General features: G+C 38.3%; 20 protein-coding genes and 1 riboswitch. Of the genes, 18 read left to right on the forward strand and 2 right to left on the reverse strand.

The features are described 5' to 3' along the window. The first annotated feature begins 16 nt into the window (after positions 1-16). On the forward strand, positions 17-976 hold the full coding sequence (locus tag NLW78_RS12140) for an LCP family glycopolymer transferase (protein ID WP_254497643.1): 960 nt from the start codon (positions 17-19) through the stop codon (positions 974-976). A 16-nt stretch (positions 977-992) separates the two neighbouring features. Here the strand turns inward: NLW78_RS12140 and NLW78_RS12145 are convergent, their stop codons facing one another. Further along, the gene (locus NLW78_RS12145) at positions 993-1529 is read right to left on the reverse strand and encodes a hypothetical protein (protein WP_254497415.1); all 537 of its coding nucleotides are present in this window, start codon (positions 1527-1529) and stop codon (positions 993-995) included. Between the two features lie 254 nt (positions 1530-1783). Here NLW78_RS12145 and NLW78_RS12150 point away from each other — a divergent pair, with 254 nt between their 5' ends. The 3 genes from NLW78_RS12150 (at position 1784) to NLW78_RS12160 (ending at position 7145) form a co-directional block, all read left to right on the forward strand. Further along, on the forward strand, positions 1784-3055 hold the full coding sequence (locus NLW78_RS12150) for a metallophosphoesterase family protein (protein WP_254497416.1): 1272 nt from the start codon (positions 1784-1786) through the stop codon (positions 3053-3055). Continuing rightward, positions 3055-6588 (forward strand): YhaN family protein, encoded by a 3534-nt coding sequence (locus NLW78_RS12155; protein WP_254497417.1) that lies wholly within the window; start codon positions 3055-3057, stop codon positions 6586-6588. Before NLW78_RS12150 ends, NLW78_RS12155 begins: the two co-directional genes overlap by 1 nt. A 71-nt stretch (positions 6589-6659) precedes the next feature. Continuing rightward, positions 6660-7145 (forward strand): VanZ family protein, encoded by a 486-nt coding sequence (locus NLW78_RS12160; protein WP_254497418.1) that lies wholly within the window; start codon positions 6660-6662, stop codon positions 7143-7145. Positions 7146-7656: 511 nt separating this feature from the next. Here NLW78_RS12160 and NLW78_RS12165 read toward each other — a convergent pair. Next, complete coding sequence (locus tag NLW78_RS12165) at positions 7657-8289, reverse strand: YigZ family protein (RefSeq protein ID WP_254497419.1); 633 nt, start codon at positions 8287-8289, stop codon at positions 7657-7659. An 86-nt stretch (positions 8290-8375) separates the two neighbouring features. Here NLW78_RS12165 and NLW78_RS12170 point away from each other — a divergent pair, with 86 nt between their 5' ends. The 14 genes from NLW78_RS12170 to NLW78_RS12235 form a co-directional block, all read left to right on the forward strand. Continuing rightward, positions 8376-9518 (forward strand): sensor histidine kinase, encoded by a 1143-nt coding sequence (locus NLW78_RS12170; RefSeq protein ID WP_254497420.1) that lies wholly within the window; start codon positions 8376-8378, stop codon positions 9516-9518. A gap of 119 nt (positions 9519-9637) precedes the next feature. Beyond that, entirely contained in the window at positions 9638-10318 is a 681-nt protein-coding gene (locus NLW78_RS12175) for a response regulator transcription factor (RefSeq protein ID WP_254497421.1), read from the forward strand. A gap of 150 nt (positions 10319-10468) precedes the next feature. Next, positions 10469-11833, forward strand: coding sequence for an ATP-dependent helicase ComFA (locus NLW78_RS12180; RefSeq protein WP_254497422.1), 1365 nt, complete (start codon positions 10469-10471; stop codon positions 11831-11833). After that, entirely contained in the window at positions 11830-12516 is a 687-nt protein-coding gene (locus NLW78_RS12185) for a ComF family protein (RefSeq protein ID WP_254497423.1), read from the forward strand. Before NLW78_RS12180 ends, NLW78_RS12185 begins: the two co-directional genes overlap by 4 nt. A 76-nt stretch (positions 12517-12592) precedes the next feature. Further along, on the forward strand, positions 12593-13012 hold the full coding sequence (locus NLW78_RS12190; protein WP_254497424.1) for a TIGR03826 family flagellar region protein: 420 nt from the start codon (positions 12593-12595) through the stop codon (positions 13010-13012). 74 nt (positions 13013-13086) lie between these two features. After that, the gene (flgM, locus tag NLW78_RS12195) at positions 13087-13353 is read left to right on the forward strand and encodes a flagellar biosynthesis anti-sigma factor FlgM (protein ID WP_254497425.1); all 267 of its coding nucleotides are present in this window, start codon (positions 13087-13089) and stop codon (positions 13351-13353) included. A gap of 15 nt (positions 13354-13368) precedes the next feature. Continuing rightward, positions 13369-13860 (forward strand): flagellar protein FlgN, encoded by a 492-nt coding sequence (locus NLW78_RS12200; RefSeq protein WP_254497426.1) that lies wholly within the window; start codon positions 13369-13371, stop codon positions 13858-13860. A 22-nt stretch (positions 13861-13882) separates the two neighbouring features. Beyond that, positions 13883-15418, forward strand: coding sequence for a flagellar hook-associated protein FlgK (flgK, locus tag NLW78_RS12205; protein ID WP_254497427.1), 1536 nt, complete (start codon positions 13883-13885; stop codon positions 15416-15418). 10 nt (positions 15419-15428) lie between these two features. Next, complete coding sequence (flgL, locus tag NLW78_RS12210) at positions 15429-16313, forward strand: flagellar hook-associated protein FlgL (protein ID WP_254497428.1); 885 nt, start codon at positions 15429-15431, stop codon at positions 16311-16313. 55 nt (positions 16314-16368) lie between these two features. Then, positions 16369-16929: a DUF6470 family protein gene (locus tag NLW78_RS12215; protein ID WP_254497429.1), complete on the forward strand. Its 561-nt coding sequence runs from the start codon at positions 16369-16371 to the stop codon at positions 16927-16929. Between the two features lie 43 nt (positions 16930-16972). Beyond that, entirely contained in the window at positions 16973-17446 is a 474-nt protein-coding gene (gene fliW / locus NLW78_RS12220; protein WP_254497430.1) for a flagellar assembly protein FliW, read from the forward strand. Further along, entirely contained in the window at positions 17418-17645 is a 228-nt protein-coding gene (gene csrA / locus NLW78_RS12225) for a carbon storage regulator CsrA (RefSeq protein ID WP_254497431.1), read from the forward strand. The genes fliW and csrA overlap by 29 nt, the downstream gene beginning before the upstream one ends. A gap of 135 nt (positions 17646-17780) precedes the next feature. Further along, the gene (gene hag / locus NLW78_RS12230; protein WP_254497432.1) at positions 17781-18632 is read left to right on the forward strand and encodes a flagellin Hag; all 852 of its coding nucleotides are present in this window, start codon (positions 17781-17783) and stop codon (positions 18630-18632) included. Between the two features lie 189 nt (positions 18633-18821). Continuing rightward, a riboswitch (cyclic di-GMP riboswitch) is annotated at positions 18822-18912 on the forward strand. A gap of 72 nt (positions 18913-18984) precedes the next feature. Further along, on the forward strand, positions 18985-19495 hold a 511-nt coding region (locus NLW78_RS12235; protein ID WP_254497433.1), incomplete at its 3' end, for a fibronectin type III domain-containing protein.

Below are 19495 nucleotides of genomic sequence, written 5' to 3' on the forward strand. Positions count from 1 at the left end.
GTTCCTGTTGAAAAAGATGAGTAAGAAAAAATTAATCTTTAAAATAGTTTTCATAACAGTCCTAGTCATTGTGTTAGGGGTAGGGGCTTATGCTTACAGTATTTATGATAATGTGAAGGAAGTCGTAGATACGGAAATGCACCAGCCAATTGCTAGTATTGATGATAATACTGTCGCTAAAGTCGAAAAGAAAGTGAAAAAGGGTCTTGAACCAATCAATATTCTTTTAATGGGTGTAGATGAAAATGAGTATGATAGAGGTCGTGCTGACACGCTAATCGTTTTATCTTTAAACCCTAACATTGATAGCATTCAGCTAATCAGTATTCCTAGAGATACAAGAACGGAAATAGGGGATACTGGCACGTTCACCAAAATTAATGCTGCCTACTTTTACGGCGGTGCTGATTTAACCGTTGCTACTGTAGAAAAAATGTTAGACTTTGATTTCGATTATTACGTCAAGCTGAACTTTAATGCATTAACCGATTTGGTCGATGCGCTTGGTGGCATAACCGTAGATAACCCTGTTGAATGGTATGATTCAGGCTATTATAAAAAGGGGTATCATTATGCCGAAGGAGAAATTGAATTAGACGGGGAACAAACATTAGGGTTTGTCCGCATGCGTAAACAGGATCCAGATGGGGATTTCGGACGAAATAAACGTCAACGTATCGCGATACAGGCGATCATTGATAAAGGAGCCAGCCTTGGCTCCGTTACGAAAATTAATGATATTTTAGAAGTTTTAGGAAATAACATGGCCACAAATTTAACTTTTGATGAAATGAAAGATTTGTTTTTAAACTATAAAAGCACCCGTCACAATATTGAAACATATCAAGTACAAGGATATGGCGGGTTTGTTGACGATCTATGGTACTACATTGTTCCAAATGAAGAACGTCAAAATATAAAAACTGTCATTGAGGAATTTAATCAGCGGGAAGAAATAGAAGAAGCCAGCAGTTAACCTGCTGGCTTTATTATTAAAACTTTCCCCTTGCTTCTCTTATGATCGATGCTTTTGTTGCTTCTTTTATCTCTTCATAGTGTTGTTTTATGGGAAGAGCATCACTTTTTCCATACCCATGCTGCTCCAATTCCCTTTCTAAATTCTCGTATATTTCGGCAAAAGATTCATCGGCCTGAAGTTCCAGATGTTCTATCACGTTACGATATTTAAAAAATAGGGATGTAACGGACTGTCCTTGATCATTGTCCTTTGCTTCATAATAGTCTTCCATTGCAGTAGACAAAACCTTCTGGATACGTCCTTCTACTTCTTCATGTAATAACGAGAGTTGTTCTTCATACTGGGAAAGGATGGAGTCTAATGAAATTTGCTCCTGTTGTTCCTGAATATGTCTTGGAACATGATTACTTACTTTTGGAACGTCTAACTGCTCAGACGTAACCGACTTTAGGTCTTGACCCGTGTTATGAAACATTTGTAGCGGGTCATAAGAGTAAAACAATGAGCCGGAGACCATCAGGCCAATTGTCGTGATAATCAATCTAATCATAATAATCACCAACCATGCTGCTTTTTTATTCAACATTATGGTCAGTAAATTGGCCATCCATACATTTGACCAGTGATTAATATGGACATTGTATTTTTCACTCGATACTCATCTATCTCCTCTATTTGGAAAGGGGGAATGATAGAATTTTGTTGACTGTTGTTTTATCATAGATATAGAGTAACTTCCATAATGATTCCTCACTATTACACTCTTCAAAAGTAACATCTTTAAACGGCGAAAGGAGCATCCCAATGAATTTTACGTTTATTCATGCGGCTGACATTCACTTAGATAGTCCATTAAAAGGGCTGGAGCGGTATGAAGGAGCACCGGTAGACAAGATTCGAGGCGCAACAAGAAAAGCATTTGTTCAACTTATTGATACGGCTATTGAAAGACGTGTTGATTTTCTTGTCCTTGCAGGTGACTTGTATGATAACGATTGGAAAGATTATAACACTGGTCTATTTTTCGTTCATCAAATGAGCCGCTTGGAGAAAGAAGGAATCCCTGTCTATCTTATCAGGGGAAATCATGATGCTGCGAGTTTAATTACAAAGGAAATTCGTTTGCCACAAAACGTGACTGAATGTTCTACTAGTCAACCTGAAACCTTCATAAATGATAATCTTCAAGTAGCGATCCATGGACAAGGTTTTCCAACTAGAGCGGTAACAGATAATATGGCAAGTCAATATCCAGAACCTATTCAAGATTATTTTAATATCGGAATATTACACACAAGTGTCACGGGTCGAGAAGGGCACGAACATTATGCCCCTTGTTCACTGGAGGACTTAAAAGGGAAAGGATATGACTATTGGGCATTAGGACATATTCATCAACGGGAATTATTACACGAACGGAATCCGGTTGTTTTGTTTCCGGGGAATATTCAAGGAAGGCATATAAGAGAAACAGGAGCGAAGGGATGCACTATTGTTCACGTGAAAGATGGACAAGTTGAGACGCTAACTCCTATTACATTGGATGTTTTGCGATGGGAACGTTGTGAAGTCGATATAAGCAATGCGGAAGTCATTGATGATGTGATGGAACTCGTAAGAACCTCCGTAGAACATGCCTATGATCAATCGGAAGGTCGCTATTTAGCTGCTAGAATTGAACTCGTTGGAGCGACGAGTCTACACGAACAACTCGTTCTTGAAAAGGACCATATGACGAACAATTTCCGGGCATTGGCAATGGAAATCGGCTATGGTGATATTTGGATTGAAAAAGTAAAATTTTTAACGACAAGTCTCGTTCATATAGATGAATGGTTAGAGCAAGATTCACCTGTCTCTACCATCTTTCAATATATGAAAACGGTTAGTGAAGATGACGAATTTATTGCTGAACTTATGCAAGAATTTGAAAGTTTAGAGCGTGCACTACCGGTAGAGGTGAAAAAGCAAACTGCAAAGTTACGTTCAAGCCGACAGCAGTTTGTCGATGATTACCGGAAAGAAGTTGAGGATATGATTCTTCACTATTTAACGAATGCGGGGGTGAAGGAATAATGAGACTTGATTATTTACATTTGCATGCCTTTGGCCACTTTGAAAATTACCCGTTAACCTTTGAACAACAAAAACAGTTCCACCTCATATATGGTCCGAATGAAGCAGGAAAAAGTACAATGTTACGTTCTATATGGAATTTGTTATATGGTATTCCAGACAAAACAACGGACTCCTTTCACCATGACAATAAAAAGCTAAGAATTGAAGGAAAACTCTCACGTTTAAACGGCGAGTCACTTCATTTTATTCGTCGTAAAGGACGGAAAAATACGGTATTAGATGTCGAAGAAAATCCTATTGCTGAGGAGCTCGTAAAGCAGTTTTTAAATGGAACAGCCCATTCTCACTTTTTAAATATGTTTGCCCTCGATCACGTTCGCTTACGAGAAGGTGGAGATAATTTATTAAAAAGTGGTGGAAATGCAGGTGAAGGCCTGTTTTCAGCCGCTTCAGGCTTGAGCACTCTTCGTACGGTAATGGAGCAAATTGAGGAACAAAGCCGTGATTTGTACAAAAAGGGAGGTTCTAAGCCGAAAATTAATCAACTAATTAAAGAAGAGAAAGAGATTAATCGAAAACTTGCAGAATCGGCTCTTGCGGTACAAAAATGGAAAGAGCTTGATCGGTCCTATCAAGAAGGAAAACGTGAACTTGATGATGTTCGTCAGCAATATGAAATGTTAAATCGGAAGAAAGAGAAGCTACAAAGAATCCGATATACATTACCGAAAATTGCGAAGCGTGATAATTTACTGCATAGTATTCAGCAATATGGTAGTTTGCCGAATCTACCGGAAGATGGGAAAAGAAATCGAGAAAAGGTAGAACAGAAACTAGCCCAAGTAACAAGTGAAAAAGCGCAAGCAGAAAAGCAACGTAAACTATTAATAGAGAAGAAAGCAAATATTCAAATACCGGAAACATTGCTACAACAGGAACATGTTATTCAAGATTTATATCGAGAAATTAATATTTATCAGGACAATGTGAAAAAATCTCCTCTTATTGAGCAGTCGATTGCACAAATGAAACAAAAAGTATTGTCGTTGTTAAAGGAAATTGACCATTCGACACCTAGTTTGGACCGGTTAGAACACAACCGTTTAACAACGGGAATGAAGCGGACGTTGAAAGAACTCATTGATGAAAAGCCATTACTTGATCAACAACTGAATACAATTGAGAAGGAAGAAGAGAGAGTTCGACTTGCCAAACAACGAATCGATACGGATTTGAAAAAGCTAGGATCAACTCCTGATACGTTACGTCATTTAGGGGATGAGATTGCAGAAGTAAGGTCGGACGGAAAGCTGGAAGCGCAACTACAAGCGCTGGAACAAGAAATAAAAACGTTAGAGTGGGACATTCACAACCTTATCAAACAACTCCCTCTATGGGACGGTACCATTGAAGAACTAAATCAATTACCCGTTCCCAATTTAGTTGAAACGATAAAACAGCATAAAGAACAATACGTTGAACTTCAGCAACAAATTCAGCTGACTAAAGATAAAATAACGGAAGAACAAGAACGTATTGAAAAAAGCGAAAAGGATATTCAAGAATTAGAGTTTCTGGCAAACATACCGACAGAAGAAGAATTACGGAAAGCACGGAAGCGCCGGAGTGAAGGATGGAAGCTCATTAAATTAAAACTACAATATCCAGACCAATTGAATGCGGAACAAGTAAACGCTTATAGCGGTAATGAACCACTCGACTTTGTTTATGAGCAAAGTGTAACCACAGCGGATGATGTAGCAGATCAAATGCGGTTAGAAGCAGAGAAAATCGGTCAAAAGTCCAAGTTGCGAGCAGACATTCATAACGGGAAGAAACGTTTACAGAAACAAGAAGAGACACTTGCTCAATTACAAAAAAGTATGAAAGCATGGGAACGGAACTGGGAACAGCTATGGAGTGGGACAAATATTTCTCCACTTAGCCCGGTTGAAATGGAAGAATGGATCGGCAAGTTTCATCATATTAAGCAAAAGATTGAAGTCTATTATAAACATGTACGTGATCAGCAACAGCTTCAGTCTCGTATTGAGGCGCGTAAAGTTCAATTAGCCAAATATATTGAAAATTTGGAGTCGTTACCTACCACATTAAAGTTAGCTGATGTAATACAATTAGCCGAAAAATGGGAGCGTTGGTATCAACAACATGTGACGACTAAAAGACAATTGATGGAAGAACAACAGAAGATTGAGGAAAAGGAAGAAACCCTTACTGTTGAACGGAACTACATTGAAACGGAAATCCAAAATTGGAGACAAAAGTGGGAAAAAGCACTACTCCAAATGCAACTCCCCCAAGATATGTCGACAAAAGCTGTCGAGTCTATTGTTGAACTTTATGAGGAAAGCTTACAGCTCTATCAAGAGATGATTGAGAAAGAACATGAATTGCAACGGATTCGAAAACAGATCGTGATGTTTGAAGAAAAGGTTGCTCAACTGAGGGAAATGATTCCGGACTTAGATGGTGAACCTGACGTAGTAGTCCATGAGTTATATGGCAAAGTTCAAAGGGCAAAAGAGGATTCGGTCCGCTATTCTCATATTGTGGAACAACTTGAAAGTATAGAGCGAAAAATAGAAGAGGCAAATGAAAGTATTGATAAATGTAATCAATATTTACGCCACCTCTTAAATCAAGGGAATTGTGACAGTATCGAAGAATTAAAACAAATAGAGGAAAAGGTAGAGACGGTTCATAAATATCGAAGAGAAATCGAACAACTTGAAACGGACCTTCTTGAGCAAGGTGGAGGTAGATCAATTGAGGAGCTCATGGCTGAAGCCCGGGAAGAAAATTGGGATAACATTGAGCTGGAGTTAGAAGAGACAACACGTGCTATCTCGGAACTTGATCGGAAACGATCTACCCTGGAGCAACATTTTGGAGCTGTAAAAAAAGAGTATAATGAAAAAATCAAAGGAAGCTCCTTAGCTTCTGTTCAAGCAAGTGAAGAGAGAGAGAATGTATTGGCTGAATTACAAGAACAAACGGAACAATATATTCAATTAAAACTTGCCTCTATGATGTTACAAAAAGGCATTGAATACTATCGAAATGAGAATCAGAACCCAATCCTAAAACGGGCTAGTGATTTATTTGCTCGATTAACCTTACAATCTTTTGCGGGATTAACTGTTGATTATGATGATAAGGATGAGCCGGTTTTAATCGGGTTACGAGTGGACGGGGAAAAGGTTTCTATAGATGGTATGAGTGACGGGACGACGGATCAATTGTATTTAGCACTCCGAATTGCTAGTATAGAGAGGTATGCAACAACCAACGAACCAATCCCGTTTATCGTAGATGATATATTAATTCACTTTGATGAACAACGTTCCAAAGAAACATTACAAATATTAATGGAATTAGCTGAACGTACACAAATTATCTTTTTTACACATCATTTTCATATAGTAGAGCTAATGAACAGTTTATTTCGAGATTCTCAGTTTCAATACCACGAAATTAAGCATGAAAAAGTTGATGTAGTAAAGTCGTAGTTTGTAAAACTACGACTTTTTTTACCAACATACCATTTTAATATATAGTAAGAAAAATAGGGGCGATTGTCATGAAAAAATGGAGCATATGGGCACTCCCTTTCTTATGGATGGGCGTCATCTTTTACTCGTCAGCCCAACCTTATGAAAAGCAAGATGTGAAGCCGTTTATGAGTGATTTTGTGGATTTATCGTTCCTCATTCCTTATGTACATCATATTGAATTTACTTATAAACAAGATCCGATAAGTGTAGATGCACTAGGGATTTATGGATTTGTTGAATTTTTTATTCGCAAAGGGGCTCATGTTACCGTATTTTTTGTTTTATGTATGTTATTTTACATGGCGATGAAAAGAACGATCGTAGTGAAACCACTATATATTTCATTATTTGCACTATTAGCAACAGTTTCCTATGCAATCTTCGATGAAATTCACCAAGGATGGACACCAAATCGAACACCATATATAGGCGATGTTTTCTTAGATACAGCAGGTGGACTTCTTGCCATTATCTTTATCCTGTTCTGTCAACGAAAGAAAAGAAAACGGTAATGAAACTTCGCAAAATTCGACAATTCCTACTTGAATACTAGGTTTTCTTATATTACAATAGAAACAACCTCGATCATTTTGGAATAACTAGACGCTAATTGGCTGCTCTGTGAGGTACAGAGCAGCATTTTTTTATGCATTTTAATTATGGGTAGGAAAAAGAGTCAAATGTTCACCTAGTAAAAAAGGACCATTTTGTAAGCGGAATTCCCCGAATTAAAAAACTTGAGAAAATGTAACTACAAAAGCGTTTAAGAACCGGCGAAAATTGATGAATTTTCTCAACCTATAAGTCTTGAATACTACCTAATCCCTATATTACAATAGAAACAACCTCGATCATTTTGGAATAACTAGACGCTATCTTGGCTGTCCCGTAGAGGTACGGGACAGCATTTTTTTATGTTTTAATGGAAAATTATTGAAGAAAAATAATTATAAAAAAACTCTGATGATTTTTGTCATCAGAGTTTTTGTCGATATTTCCCCGGAAATTGCGAATTAAGTTGGATTAGACGTCAATTTCTACAAACGTCGCTCCTTCGTCGTAAATGTCGATTTGATTGTTTGAGACGTTGATAATCCAACTATTGAATTTATCTGCCTCTTCAACATTCACGTATACGAGTAGGTGAACTTTATCTGTGTAGTCAATACTTTTTAACATATATTTTGATTGGCGTAGTTCATTCTCGAGCTTGCCAAGTAACGTGTAATCTGCGGTGACCTTCATTTTTTTCATTAATTCCCGACTGACGACTCCGATTTCGTTAATCGCCTCTGACGTAGCTTTTGAATATGCCCGAATTAAACCACCTGCCCCTAGTTTAATTCCGCCAAAATATCTTGTGACGACTACTGTCGTATCTTTCAGCTCTTTTTTCTTTAGAACCTCTAGCATGGGCACACCGGCTGTACCTGTAGGTTCGCCGTCATCATTCGCTTTTTGGATTTGGTTATGTTCGCCGATCATATAAGCTGAACAGTTGTGAGTGGCATCACGATGTTTCTTTTTAATGGAAGATATAAACTGTTGTGCCTCTTCTTCTGTTTCGGTACGCTTTATATAACCGATAAAGCGGGATTTTTGAATCACGATTTCATTTGAACCTTCTTGTTTTACAGTATAGTATTGATTTAACATAATATTTACCACCTTCCAATTGTGAAGAGGGAGGACCCTGTCAAAATTAAGATAGTATACGAAATGTATATGAAGGAGCATTCGATATGGATCAAGAAAATGATAAGCGAGCTTTGAATCATATCATAACAGATATGACATCTGTCGTAACAAATAGTAAGGATGAAATCTTTAATATTGGTGAACAATCTCGTCAAGAGCTTGAGCAATTAAAGCAAGAATTAGAAGTTGTGAAAAAAGATATTATTGATATATTCGAAGAAGGGGACAGCCTTGAAAAAAAGGTAAAGCAGTACCGTCTTCGCCTAGCTGAAGTGAGTCAAAATTTTGATCAATATACAGAAGAACAAGTACGTCAAGTATATCAAGATACACATGAGTTTCAATCAAAATTGTTTATTATGCGGGAAAAAGAAGACCAGCTCCGCCGCAGAAGATCAGAGCTCGAACATCGTATTTCGTCTATTTCCCAGTCATTAAATCGCTCTGATAACTTATTAAGCAAAATTTCTGTCATATTGAATTATCTAACAGATGATTTTAAAGATGTATATGAAACGTTACAGTCCGCAAAGGAAAAACAGGCATTCGGTCTGAAAATCATTGATGCCCAGGAAGAGGAACGACGCCGTTTATCCCGGGAGATTCATGACGGTCCTGCGCAAATGTTAGCAAATGTCATGTTACGTTCAGACTTAGTTGAACGTACATTCGATAAACGAGGAGTCGATGAGGCAAAGAATGAAATTCGTCATATGAAAGATATGGTGAAATCGGCTCTATATGAAGTTCGTAGAATTATCTATGATTTACGTCCCATGGCTTTAGATGATTTAGGGTTAATCCCGACGTTAAAGAAATATTTAGCTACGGTGGAGGAGCATTATGAAGATACCGAGATTCGTTTTCTGTCTGAAGGTTTCGACAAACGTTTACCAACTCAGTATGAGACGGCTTTTTTCCGTTTAGTTCAAGAGGCAGTACAAAACGCAGTGAAACATGCGAACGCTTCTATCATTGAAGTATATATGAAAAAGGGGAATAGCCAAATTCAAATTGAGGTAAAAGATAACGGTGTCGGCTTTGAATTAGATAATATTGCACAATCTTCATTTGGTATTCTCGGTATGAAAGAAAGAGTAGAGATGCTAAATGGGAAAATAGACATACAAACTAGAACGAACACAGGGACAAAAGTCATTATAAAAGTACCATTAACGAAACAATAAGAAATTAAGTAGTTCAAAGATTAGACAAATCGTGTATAATGTTACGTAAATGGAAGCGATAGAAACGTAGAGAGAGATAAACCGAGGGGTGCCTTATCTACTTATTAGGAGGTTTAAAGATGGGGACAAATATCGTTTTAATAGACGATCACAAGTTATTTCGAGAGGGAATTAAAAGAATACTAGATTTTGAAGAGAGCTTTACTGTAGTGGCGGAAGGTGACGATGGCAGCCAAGTGAATGACATTGTGGAAGAACATGAACCTGATGTTGTTTTGATGGACATTAACATGCCACATATTAACGGTGTTGAGGCAACGAGTAATTTAATTCATAAGTTTCCGCATATAAAAGTAATTATTTTGTCGATTCATGATGATGAATCCTATGTTACCCATGCATTAAAGTCGGGCGCCCAAGGGTACTTACTAAAAGAAATGGATACGAAGGAATTAATCGAAGCGATAAAAGTAGTACACAATGGCGGTTCATACCTACATCCAAAGGTTACACATAACTTAGTAAAGGAATATCGTCGACTTGCTGCTGAAGGTGGCGGTAACGGTTCCATGGAAAAAGTCGAGTATCGGAAACCACTTCACCTACTGACGAGACGTGAATGTGAAGTGTTGCAACTTCTTGCCAATGGAAAAAGTAATCGAGGTGTAGCAGAAACATTATTTATTAGTGAAAAAACCGTAAAAAACCATGTATCGAATATTCTTCAAAAAATGAAAGTAAACGACCGCACTCAAGCAGTTGTAGAAGCAATCAAAAAAGGATGGGTTGAAGTACTCTAACTCTGCCGTAAAGGTAGAGTTTTTTCTTTTGTTAGCGGAAAAACTGAGTTTTAAAGTAAGTTTTTTGTTGGAAAAGAGCATTTTCATTTATCGATAAATGAAGGATAAACATTTAACATGGGTACGAATCATAACTGGAAGGTGACGGTTATGAATGAAATAGTCCGAAACATTGCAATACAACGTTATGCTCGAGTATTACAAGGAAAGCAATTACTAAGATCGGAACTTCCCTTCTCATCTTCCGTTATAGCTTGGTTGCTGCAAGATGGTTATTTGAAAAAAGTACCGAGCATTGAAGCACGATTATTTCACTATCGTTGCAATCGATGTGGTAATAGGGAAACAAAACTTTTTGCTGAAATTCCCAGGAAAGGCCAAAGGGAAATGTATTGCCGTAAATGTATTCAAATGGGGAGGGCAAGTACATTTGAACCCCTATATGTTTGGATTGGTCCTACAGTTCAATTTCCTAAAGTAAGGAAGGCGTCACGATGGAATGGAACCTTGACGTATTTTCAACATAAAGCATCCAAAAAAATTAACAGTGCTATGGAGGATAAAGAGAAACTACTTGTATGGGCAGTTTGTGGTGCGGGCAAAACTGAAATGTTGTTTTCCGGTCTCGAACAATGCTTTTTCCGTGGGGAAAGAGTATGCTTAGTCTCCCCGAGAGCGGATGTCATTAAGGAATTAGTTCCCCGTTTTCGTCAATCCTTTCCGAATGTAACAATCGCCTCGCTTTATGGTGGAACGAACGATAAAGACGAAGGGCATCAATTTATTTTAGCTACAACTCATCAGTTATTACGGTATAAAGAAGCCTTTGATGTTCTTGTGATAGATGAAGTAGACGCCTTCCCGTATCATCATGATCCCATGCTACCTTTTGCCGTCGCCCGTGCTCGACGTCCCCGGTGTAGCTTTATCTACCTGACAGCAACACCTCGTTTTCTACTTAAGTGGCAAGCGAAATTGCGTATATTGCCTGCTGTCTTTGTCCCTCAACGATACCACGGCCAACCACTCCCAGTTCCCCGTTTTTTACCGTGTTTCCATCTTCGTAAAGATATAAAAAAAGGGGAAGTCCCAAACGAACTAAAAGTATGGATTCAAGAAAAAGAAAGGGAACAACGAGCATTTTTAATTTTTGCTCCAACTATCGATGATGCAGAATTTCTTTCCAACAAACTTTCCATTCCGTATGTTCATGCAGAGGATTCGAATCGTGAACAAAAGGTAAATCAATTTCGTGAAAGTAAGATGCTCGGTTTAATTACGACAACGATATTAGAACGAGGGGTTACCTTTCCTTCGATTGATGTTTTCGTGTTTGATGCCGGACACAACGTGTTTGACGCTGCAGCACTAGTTCAAATCGCAGGTAGAGTTGGGCGAAGTCAAGACGATCCGGCTGGAGATGTCGTATATTTTCATGATGGAGTCAGCAGAAGCATGATTCAGGCAATAAAATTGATTGAAAAGATGAACAGAATGGCAAGGAGGACCCGATGAGATGCTTATGGTGTTTTGATGAGGTGATCCCTTCTGTAACGTGGACCACCTTTATACATATCTTTGAAGAGCAATATCCCCTTTGTAACCGATGCAAAAATCAATTGGAACGTATTGATGGTATTGTTTGTCATTATTGTTACCGACCTCAGTCAAAGCGTGGATTATGCTCTGATTGTGAACGATGGAAAAGGAATCGTGTATATCATAATGTCCTTAAACGAAATATATCACTATTTACTTATAACGACTTTATGAAGGAAGTCATGGCAAGGTGGAAATATCGAGGGGATTACGCTCTGGTATATATGTTCGATCCTTACGTGAAAAACGTGTTTCAAGAGGAACTACGTCAATTTAATGGTGTACTCGTCCCCATTCCGTTAAGTGAGGAGCGTTATGATGAACGTGGCTTTAATCAAGCGGAAGCAATTTGCAGACTGGTTAACAAACCAGTTCAGCATTTGTTAAGACGAGGGAATAATGAAAAACAGGCGAAAAAAGGACGACGTGAACGGCTGAACGCATCGAATCCGTTTCAACTCACGAAAGCAACAAATTACCGATCTGTGCTCCTTGTTGACGATATTTACACGACAGGGGTTACACTACATAAAGCAGCGCGAGTGCTAAGAGATGGGGGTGTCAAGGAAATTATTTCCTTGACAATAGTTCGAAGTTAAAGCGAAGAAACGATTGTCCTTCATGTAAAAATCGATATAATAGAGTCAAGAATATTATCGATTGGAGAGAAGAAAAATGGGGGAACTCGCAAATTGTCCAAATTGTAGTAACTTGTTCGTAAAAGGGCTCCGATTAGTATGTGATAAATGTTTTAAAGAAGATGAGCGAAACTTTGAAACAGTGTATGAATTTATTCGGAAAAAAGAAAATCGTACCGCAACCGTTGCGGAAGTGTCGAAAGCTACAGGTGTTAGTGAAAAACACATTATGAAATATGTCCGGGAAAAACGGTTGCTTCCATCTAACTTTCCTAATTTAACATATGCGTGCCGCCGTTGCGGAAAAGGCATTCAAGAAGGTAAGCTTTGTGATGATTGCCAATACACATTGCGTAAAGATTTAATAAAGGACGAGGAATTAGAAGCCTTGGAAAAACAAAATCAAAAAAAGCCACGAAGTATGACTTATTTTTCCATAGGGAGAGATAAAGAATAACATTAAACATTTATGAGGATAATCCGATAAATACATTAGAGTGTTATTTTCGAACGTGAGAAAGGATGACTGTAATGAAAGTTAATGGACCGAATCATATACCATATCAATCCTATAAAAAACAAGTGGGAAATCAACAAGTTCCAGCTAGTGGGAAAGCAGCAGCAGATAAAATTGAGATATCCAGTGAAGCGAAAAAACTTTTGCAAAATAACCCGGTGCAAGCAGCTCGTCAAGAAAAGGTCGACGCTATTAAGAAGGCAGTTCAGTCAGGGGAATATAAAGTAGACCCCAAAGCAACTGCTGAAAAAATGGCGAGCTTTTGGTCAAATAAATCATAACAAGGAGGAGTTTCGATGTCCCTGCAAGCCGTTTTTCACATCATGGACGAGTTATATGAAGCCCATAAACAATTACTTGCCTTATCAACAGAAAAAACTGAACGGTTGAAAGATGGGGACATTGAACACCTTCAACCACTGTTGGCAAAAGAACGGAAGCAAGCGAGAGCCATTGATCTGCTGGAACAAAAGCGCCAACAAGTAACGACACAATGGTTTCAACTCATTGGTAAGGCTGATGAGGAACAAACAGTGTCCCGCATGTTGGACCTCATAAACGATGAAGCGGATCGAAATTTATTAGCGGAACAATATGAGAAATTCATTTTACTACTTGCAGATATTAAAAATCAGGAACAGTTGAACCGTCAAATGATAGAACAGTCACTACAATTTATCGATTTATCACTAAATATGCTACAACCATCATTACAGCAAGTGAACTATCAAAAAACGCCAAAAGATCGCCCCGTTCAAAAACGATCCGTTTTTGATTCGAAAGCGTAATCCAAAGAGAGGAGTATAACATATGACATCAACATTTCACGGGTTGGAAATTGCTAGACGAGCATTATTTACCCAACAGTCAGCGTTGAAAACAACAAGCCATAACATTGCTAATGCCAACACGGAAGGCTATACACGTCAACGTGTAAACTTTTCCCAAACTTCTCCATACCCAACTCCTTCTCGAAATCAGCCTCATATGCCAGGACAAGTTGGAACTGGTGTGGAAGCAGGCTCTATTGAACGAGTTCGGGACGGCTTTTTGGATTACCAGTATCGCGGAGAACATAATCAGCACGGGTATTGGGGTGCGAAGGCAGATGCCTTAAGTCAAATGGAACAAATTATGAATGAGCCAAGTGATGAAGGGCTAGCCAAAACGATGGATCGCTTTTGGTCTTCTTTACAAGACTTGGCGGTTGAACCGGAAGATACAGGCGCACGTGCTGTAGTTCAACAGCGCGGAATTGCGACTACAGAAACATTTAATTATTTATCAAGGTCATTGTCCAATGTACAAGGTGATCTGCGTGATGAAGCGGATATAGCGACAAAAGAAGTAAATTCATTAGTTACCCAAATTAGTAATGTAAATAAACGAATTCAAGAAATTGAGCCACACGGTTACTTACCGAATGACCTTTATGATGAACGTGATCGCCTCATCGATGAATTGTCGAACTTAGTGAATGTGAAAGTGAGTTATGAACCTGCTGGTGGACAAGCGAAGAAGATGGCGATGGGTACCGCAACCATTGAGTTAGCTGATGAAAAGGGACGTTCACTGCCATCACCAGTTCAACTGTTAGATTCCAATAATAACGTTCATAAAATGGATGTATCCTTTGGAGAAGTGAATAATCAACAAGTCGTCACTGGTATTAATGTTGAAGGCTATGATTCTATGAAACCAGAAAACTTCATCACTACTGGAAAGTTAAAAGGAATCATTGAATCACATGGTTTTGAGACAAATGACGGTGAAGTAGACGGTCAATATACGAATATGTTAGCGAATCTTGATAAAATGGCATTTGCCTTTGCGAATCGATTCAATGAAGTGCACCGTGAAGGGTTTACCCTAAATGGTGACACAGATGTTAACTTTTTTGACTTAGACGGAGCGACTGACACAGACTATATTGGATTTGCTAATAGAATAGCTGTTACCGATGAAATTAAAACAGACGAAAGCCAAATTGCTGCGGCTAAGAACAATAACAAAGGTGACGGGGAAAATGCAACCAGGTTGGCAGATGTGAAGAGTGAACCACAAGCATTTCTAGGTGAAAACGTGACCGTTCAATCCTTTTATCAAGCTAGCATTGGTAGAATGGCTGTTGACGCGCAAGAAGTAAACAGAATGGTAAAAAATGCGGAAACATTAAAGGGTGCAGTTGATGAACGTCGCCAGTCTGTTAGTGGAGTTTCGTTAGACGAGGAAATGGCTAACATGGTAAAGTTTCAACATGCTTATAACGCAGCAGCTCGTACCATTACTGTAGTAGATGAGATGCTGGACAGAGTGATAAATAATATGGGAATCGTAGGAAGGTAGGTGATTTCTAATGCGTGTAACACAAACGATGTTAAATAGTAATTTTTTACGTAATTTAAGCAACAGTTATGACAGGATGGGACAGTATCAAGACCAACTTTCTACTGGAAAGAAATTTACGAAGCCTTCGGATGATCCGGTATCGGCAATGAAAGGAATTAATTTTCGTTCGGAATTGAATGAAGTGGAGCAGTATCAGCGAAACTTAGGGAAAGCCCGAAGCTTAATGGAGAATTCTGATTCTTCATTAGACAAAGCAACACTAGTCTTGCAAAGAGTACGTGAACTTGCTGTACAAGCAAGTAACGATACTTATGAAACGAAACAACGTTCCAATGTGGCGGAAGAAGTAAAGGAATTGCGAGCTCACTTAATTGATGTTTCCAACACAAAAGTGAACGGCAAATACATCTTTAATGGAACGGATACGGAAACCCCTCGATTTACAAATGACGGTGAACTTGTTAATCCACCTGGGAACGAGGATGATATAAATATCCCGGTGTCGAAAGGAATTCAATTAAAGGCTAACGTAACACCAGACAATGTCTTTAATGAAGAGGTGTTTGCGGAGTTAAAAGAGCTGGAAGACACTTTACGGGATCCGAATAGTAGTAACCAAGATATTGAAGTATTTATCTCAAAACTTGACTTACGAATAGATAATGTTGTAGGGGAACGGGCTCAACTTGGGGCGAGAATGAACCGACTTGATATGGTAGAAGACCGCCTAACAGCACAAGAAGTGGTGGCAGCCCGAGTCCTTTCGGATAATGAGGACGCCGAAATAGAAAAAGTAATTATGAATTTAAAGTCTCAAGAAAGTGTCCACCGTGCTGCTTTATCTACAGGTGCTAGAGTCATTCAACCGACATTAATGGACTTTTTACGATAAGCTATCTGGAAACAGATAGCCTTTTTTCTATATAATCCTTAGAAGAAAGTAGTGAGTGAATTTGCAGTTTCCACAACTTCGAATGGAATCTAATATGGCCCAAATTTCAATTGATCAAAAACCACCAATTCAACATATAGAACAACCGAAAGCTGACATTTCGATTGAACAACCCAGGGCTCAGATTAAAATGGAGTCAGGACGGGGTAAACTAACGATAGATCAATCAAAAGCATGGCGTGATATGGGCATGTTTTCACCTGTTGAATTTATGGAACAATATGGGCAAAACGGTCTGCATTCTGCGCTGGAAGGAGTTGCTCGTCGGGCAATGGAAGGCGATGAGCTAATGAGGATTGAACAAGGTGGAAATCCAATCGCGCAACATGGGGAAACGAATAGTTATGAACCTCAAAAAGAATATAACATTGGTTGGATCCCTTCTCACTTTGCTGTAAAAACACATTATGAGCCTGGTGAACTTCACATTGATGTACAAGTTAATAAGCCTATTATTAATGTAAACCCACAAAAGCCAATCCATGACTATACACCGGGAACAGTGAATACGAATATGAAACAATATGCAAGTTTGCAAATCGATATAGTTACGTAATAAGTATTAATTGAAAAATTTTAAAAAAGAAGTGGTGTGAAATATGAAAATACAAACTGTTTATTTTGATGAAGTCGAAGTGAACGAAGACAAAATTATTACATTTCCTTTTGGTCTACCAGGATTCCAGAACGAAAGACAATTTATTGTTATGGATATTCCAGAAAACCCAATGTTTTCTGTACTTCAATCCGTAACTAATCCTGATTTGGCTTTTATCATTTCAAGTCCGTATGTAATTGAACATAATTATGAATTCGATCTAGATGAAACGACTGTTCAACAATTGGCGATTACAAGTGTTGAGGATGTATCGGTTTTCTCTATCGTAACGATGAAAGAAACATTTGAACAATCAACTATTAATTTACAGGCCCCTGTAATTGTAAATGTAAAAAACAATATGGGAAAACAAGTTGTGCTAAATGAAAGTCGCTACCATACGAAACATCCAATAACTAGCACAAAAGAAAGCGAGGAGAAGACTGATGCTCGTTTTAACAAGGAAAACAGGTGAGTCTATTCGTATTGGAGATGACATAGAAGTAAAGATTGTAGACGTAGATGGGGATCAAGTTAAGATAGGCATCTCAGCACCTAAAAATGTAGATATATACCGTGAAGAAATATATGAACAAATAGAAAGGGAAAATGAGCAGGCTAGCCGTGTAACAAAAGACATACTTAATTTATTAAAAAATACAAAAAAAGATTAAAAAAATATTAAAGCTTTAGCAAAATCGTCCGATATAATAAATGTAAGAAACAACAAGTCTAAGGGCGGCCGACTTTAGACAAAAAAATGAAGCCACAAGGACGTGGCAAACGAAAATTCAGGGAGGAATTTTACAATGCGTATTAATCACAATATTGCAGCACTAAACACACATCGTCAACTTTCTATGAACAATCATGCTTCATCACAATCACTAGAAAAATTATCTTCAGGTCTTCGTATCAACCGTGCTGGGGATGACGCAGCAGGTCTTGCGATTTCTGAAAAAATGCGTGGTCAAATCCGTGGTCTTGAGCAAGCTTCTCGTAATGCACAAGATGGTATTTCTTTAATCCAAACGGCTGAGGGTGCACTAGATGAAACTCATAACATCCTACAACGTATGCGTGAACTAGTTGTACAAGCTGGTAACGATACAAACGAAGATGAAGATTTACAAGCGATTCAAGATGAGATTGACGCACTTGTAGAAGAAATTGATGGTATTTCTGACCGTACTCAGTTTAACGGTAAAACACTTCTAGATGGTACTTATTCAGCAACTGGTACTGAGTCTATTACGTTCCAAATTGGTGCTAACTCTGGTCAACAATTAAACTTAAATGTTGAAGATATGAGTGCCTCAGCACTAGGTGATGGTACAAGTGGGGTTGACACAATTGATGTAACAACTTGGGCTGATTCTACGGAATTTGATGCTGACTTAGACCTTATTGACAGTGCAATTAACATGGTTTCTGAACAGCGTTCAGAACTTGGAGCTGTTCAAAACCGTTTAGATCATACTATCCGTAACTTAGACAATGCTTCAGAAAACTTAACTGCTGCAGAATCACGTATCCGTGACGTAGATATGGCGAAAGAAATGATGAACTTTACTAAGAACAACATTCTTACACAAGCTTCACAATCTATGTTAGCGCAAGCGAATCAGCAACCACAAGGAGTACTTCAACTTCTTAGATAATTAGCCAAGAATCACACCTTGAAAAATACCGTGAATGACATCACGGTATTTTTCATATATTTATTTAAACTAGTGAGGATACTTTGTAGGTAAATTCTCCTGGTTGATATGAAAGTCTTAAGTACATTGATGGATATTCCCATAATCCAATTGACTTGGACATAATTACCTAATAGAATGTAAAAAAATAAGTGAAAAAGGCAAATCATAGGAAACTATGAGACGCAAAGCCAGGGGCCTGTACTACTAAATTAATAGTAGATGGTAGCCGGTTACCACAAGTAGTTAGAGGCACCTAACCATCTTGTTAGGTGCCTCTTTCGCCTTTTTCATGGAAAAAGGAGGAGCGATGATGTTGAACACATCTAAACTATCCATATTTATAATAGTGTTACTAGTTTTTCAAGCTATATCACCAACAATCAAAGTTTTTGCGGATGAGGAATTACCACCCCCTAGTAGTGTTAGTTACTCAATCTATAACGGAAACGATATTATTTTGAGATGGGATGAAGTAGAGGGGGCAACGGCCTACAGGATCTATCAAATTGACGAAAATGGAAGAACTTTCCTTGAAGAGAGAGAAGGGAAGTATGAGGGTCTCCGCCTAAGCAATATGCCAGAAGGTGAGTACCATTTTGAAATTACAACTGTAAATAGTAATTTGATAGAATCACAAAATGCGGCCAGTGTGGAGTTTGAGTTAATTCATCCAGAAATGGTAGCACCGAACAACATGTCCTATTATGTTCGTAACGGAAATGATTATTTACTACGTTGGGACGAAGTGGAATATGCTGATACGTTCAAGATATATCAAGTGGAAGACGGAGAACGAACTCTCATAGATGAGCGCGAAGCAA

The sequence above is a fragment of the Salirhabdus salicampi genome (genome assembly GCF_024259515.1).
In the GTDB taxonomy this organism is placed as follows: Bacteria; Bacillota; Bacilli; order Bacillales; family Alkalibacillaceae; genus Salirhabdus_A; species Salirhabdus_A salicampi.

Excerpts from the sequence above, each read along its gene's own strand:
- NLW78_RS12180 (WP_254497422.1), top strand. The coding sequence starts at position 10,469 with ATGAATGAAATAGTCCGAAACATTGCAATACAACGTTATGCTCGAGTA.
- NLW78_RS12155 (WP_254497417.1), top strand. The coding sequence starts at position 3,055 with ATGAGACTTGATTATTTACATTTGCATGCCTTTGGCCACTTTGAAAAT.
- flgM (WP_254497425.1), top strand. The coding sequence starts at position 13,087 with ATGAAAGTTAATGGACCGAATCATATACCATATCAATCCTATAAAAAA.
- NLW78_RS12150 (WP_254497416.1), top strand. The coding sequence starts at position 1,784 with ATGAATTTTACGTTTATTCATGCGGCTGACATTCACTTAGATAGTCCA.
- NLW78_RS12175 (WP_254497421.1), top strand. The coding sequence starts at position 9,638 with ATGGGGACAAATATCGTTTTAATAGACGATCACAAGTTATTTCGAGAG.
- NLW78_RS12140 (WP_254497643.1), top strand. The coding sequence starts at position 17 with ATGAGTAAGAAAAAATTAATCTTTAAAATAGTTTTCATAACAGTCCTA.
- NLW78_RS12185 (WP_254497423.1), top strand. The coding sequence starts at position 11,830 with ATGAGATGCTTATGGTGTTTTGATGAGGTGATCCCTTCTGTAACGTGG.
- fliW (WP_254497430.1), top strand. The coding sequence starts at position 16,973 with ATGAAAATACAAACTGTTTATTTTGATGAAGTCGAAGTGAACGAAGAC.
- flgL (WP_254497428.1), top strand. The coding sequence starts at position 15,429 with ATGCGTGTAACACAAACGATGTTAAATAGTAATTTTTTACGTAATTTA.
- NLW78_RS12145 (WP_254497415.1), bottom strand. The coding sequence starts at position 1,529 with ATGATTAGATTGATTATCACGACAATTGGCCTGATGGTCTCCGGCTCA.
- NLW78_RS12190 (WP_254497424.1), top strand. The coding sequence starts at position 12,593 with ATGGGGGAACTCGCAAATTGTCCAAATTGTAGTAACTTGTTCGTAAAA.
- hag (WP_254497432.1), top strand. The coding sequence starts at position 17,781 with ATGCGTATTAATCACAATATTGCAGCACTAAACACACATCGTCAACTT.
- NLW78_RS12170 (WP_254497420.1), top strand. The coding sequence starts at position 8,376 with ATGGATCAAGAAAATGATAAGCGAGCTTTGAATCATATCATAACAGAT.
- NLW78_RS12165 (WP_254497419.1), bottom strand. The coding sequence starts at position 8,289 with ATGTTAAATCAATACTATACTGTAAAACAAGAAGGTTCAAATGAAATC.
- NLW78_RS12200 (WP_254497426.1), top strand. The coding sequence starts at position 13,369 with ATGTCCCTGCAAGCCGTTTTTCACATCATGGACGAGTTATATGAAGCC.
- csrA (WP_254497431.1), top strand. The coding sequence starts at position 17,418 with ATGCTCGTTTTAACAAGGAAAACAGGTGAGTCTATTCGTATTGGAGAT.
- NLW78_RS12160 (WP_254497418.1), top strand. The coding sequence starts at position 6,660 with ATGAAAAAATGGAGCATATGGGCACTCCCTTTCTTATGGATGGGCGTC.
- flgK (WP_254497427.1), top strand. The coding sequence starts at position 13,883 with ATGACATCAACATTTCACGGGTTGGAAATTGCTAGACGAGCATTATTT.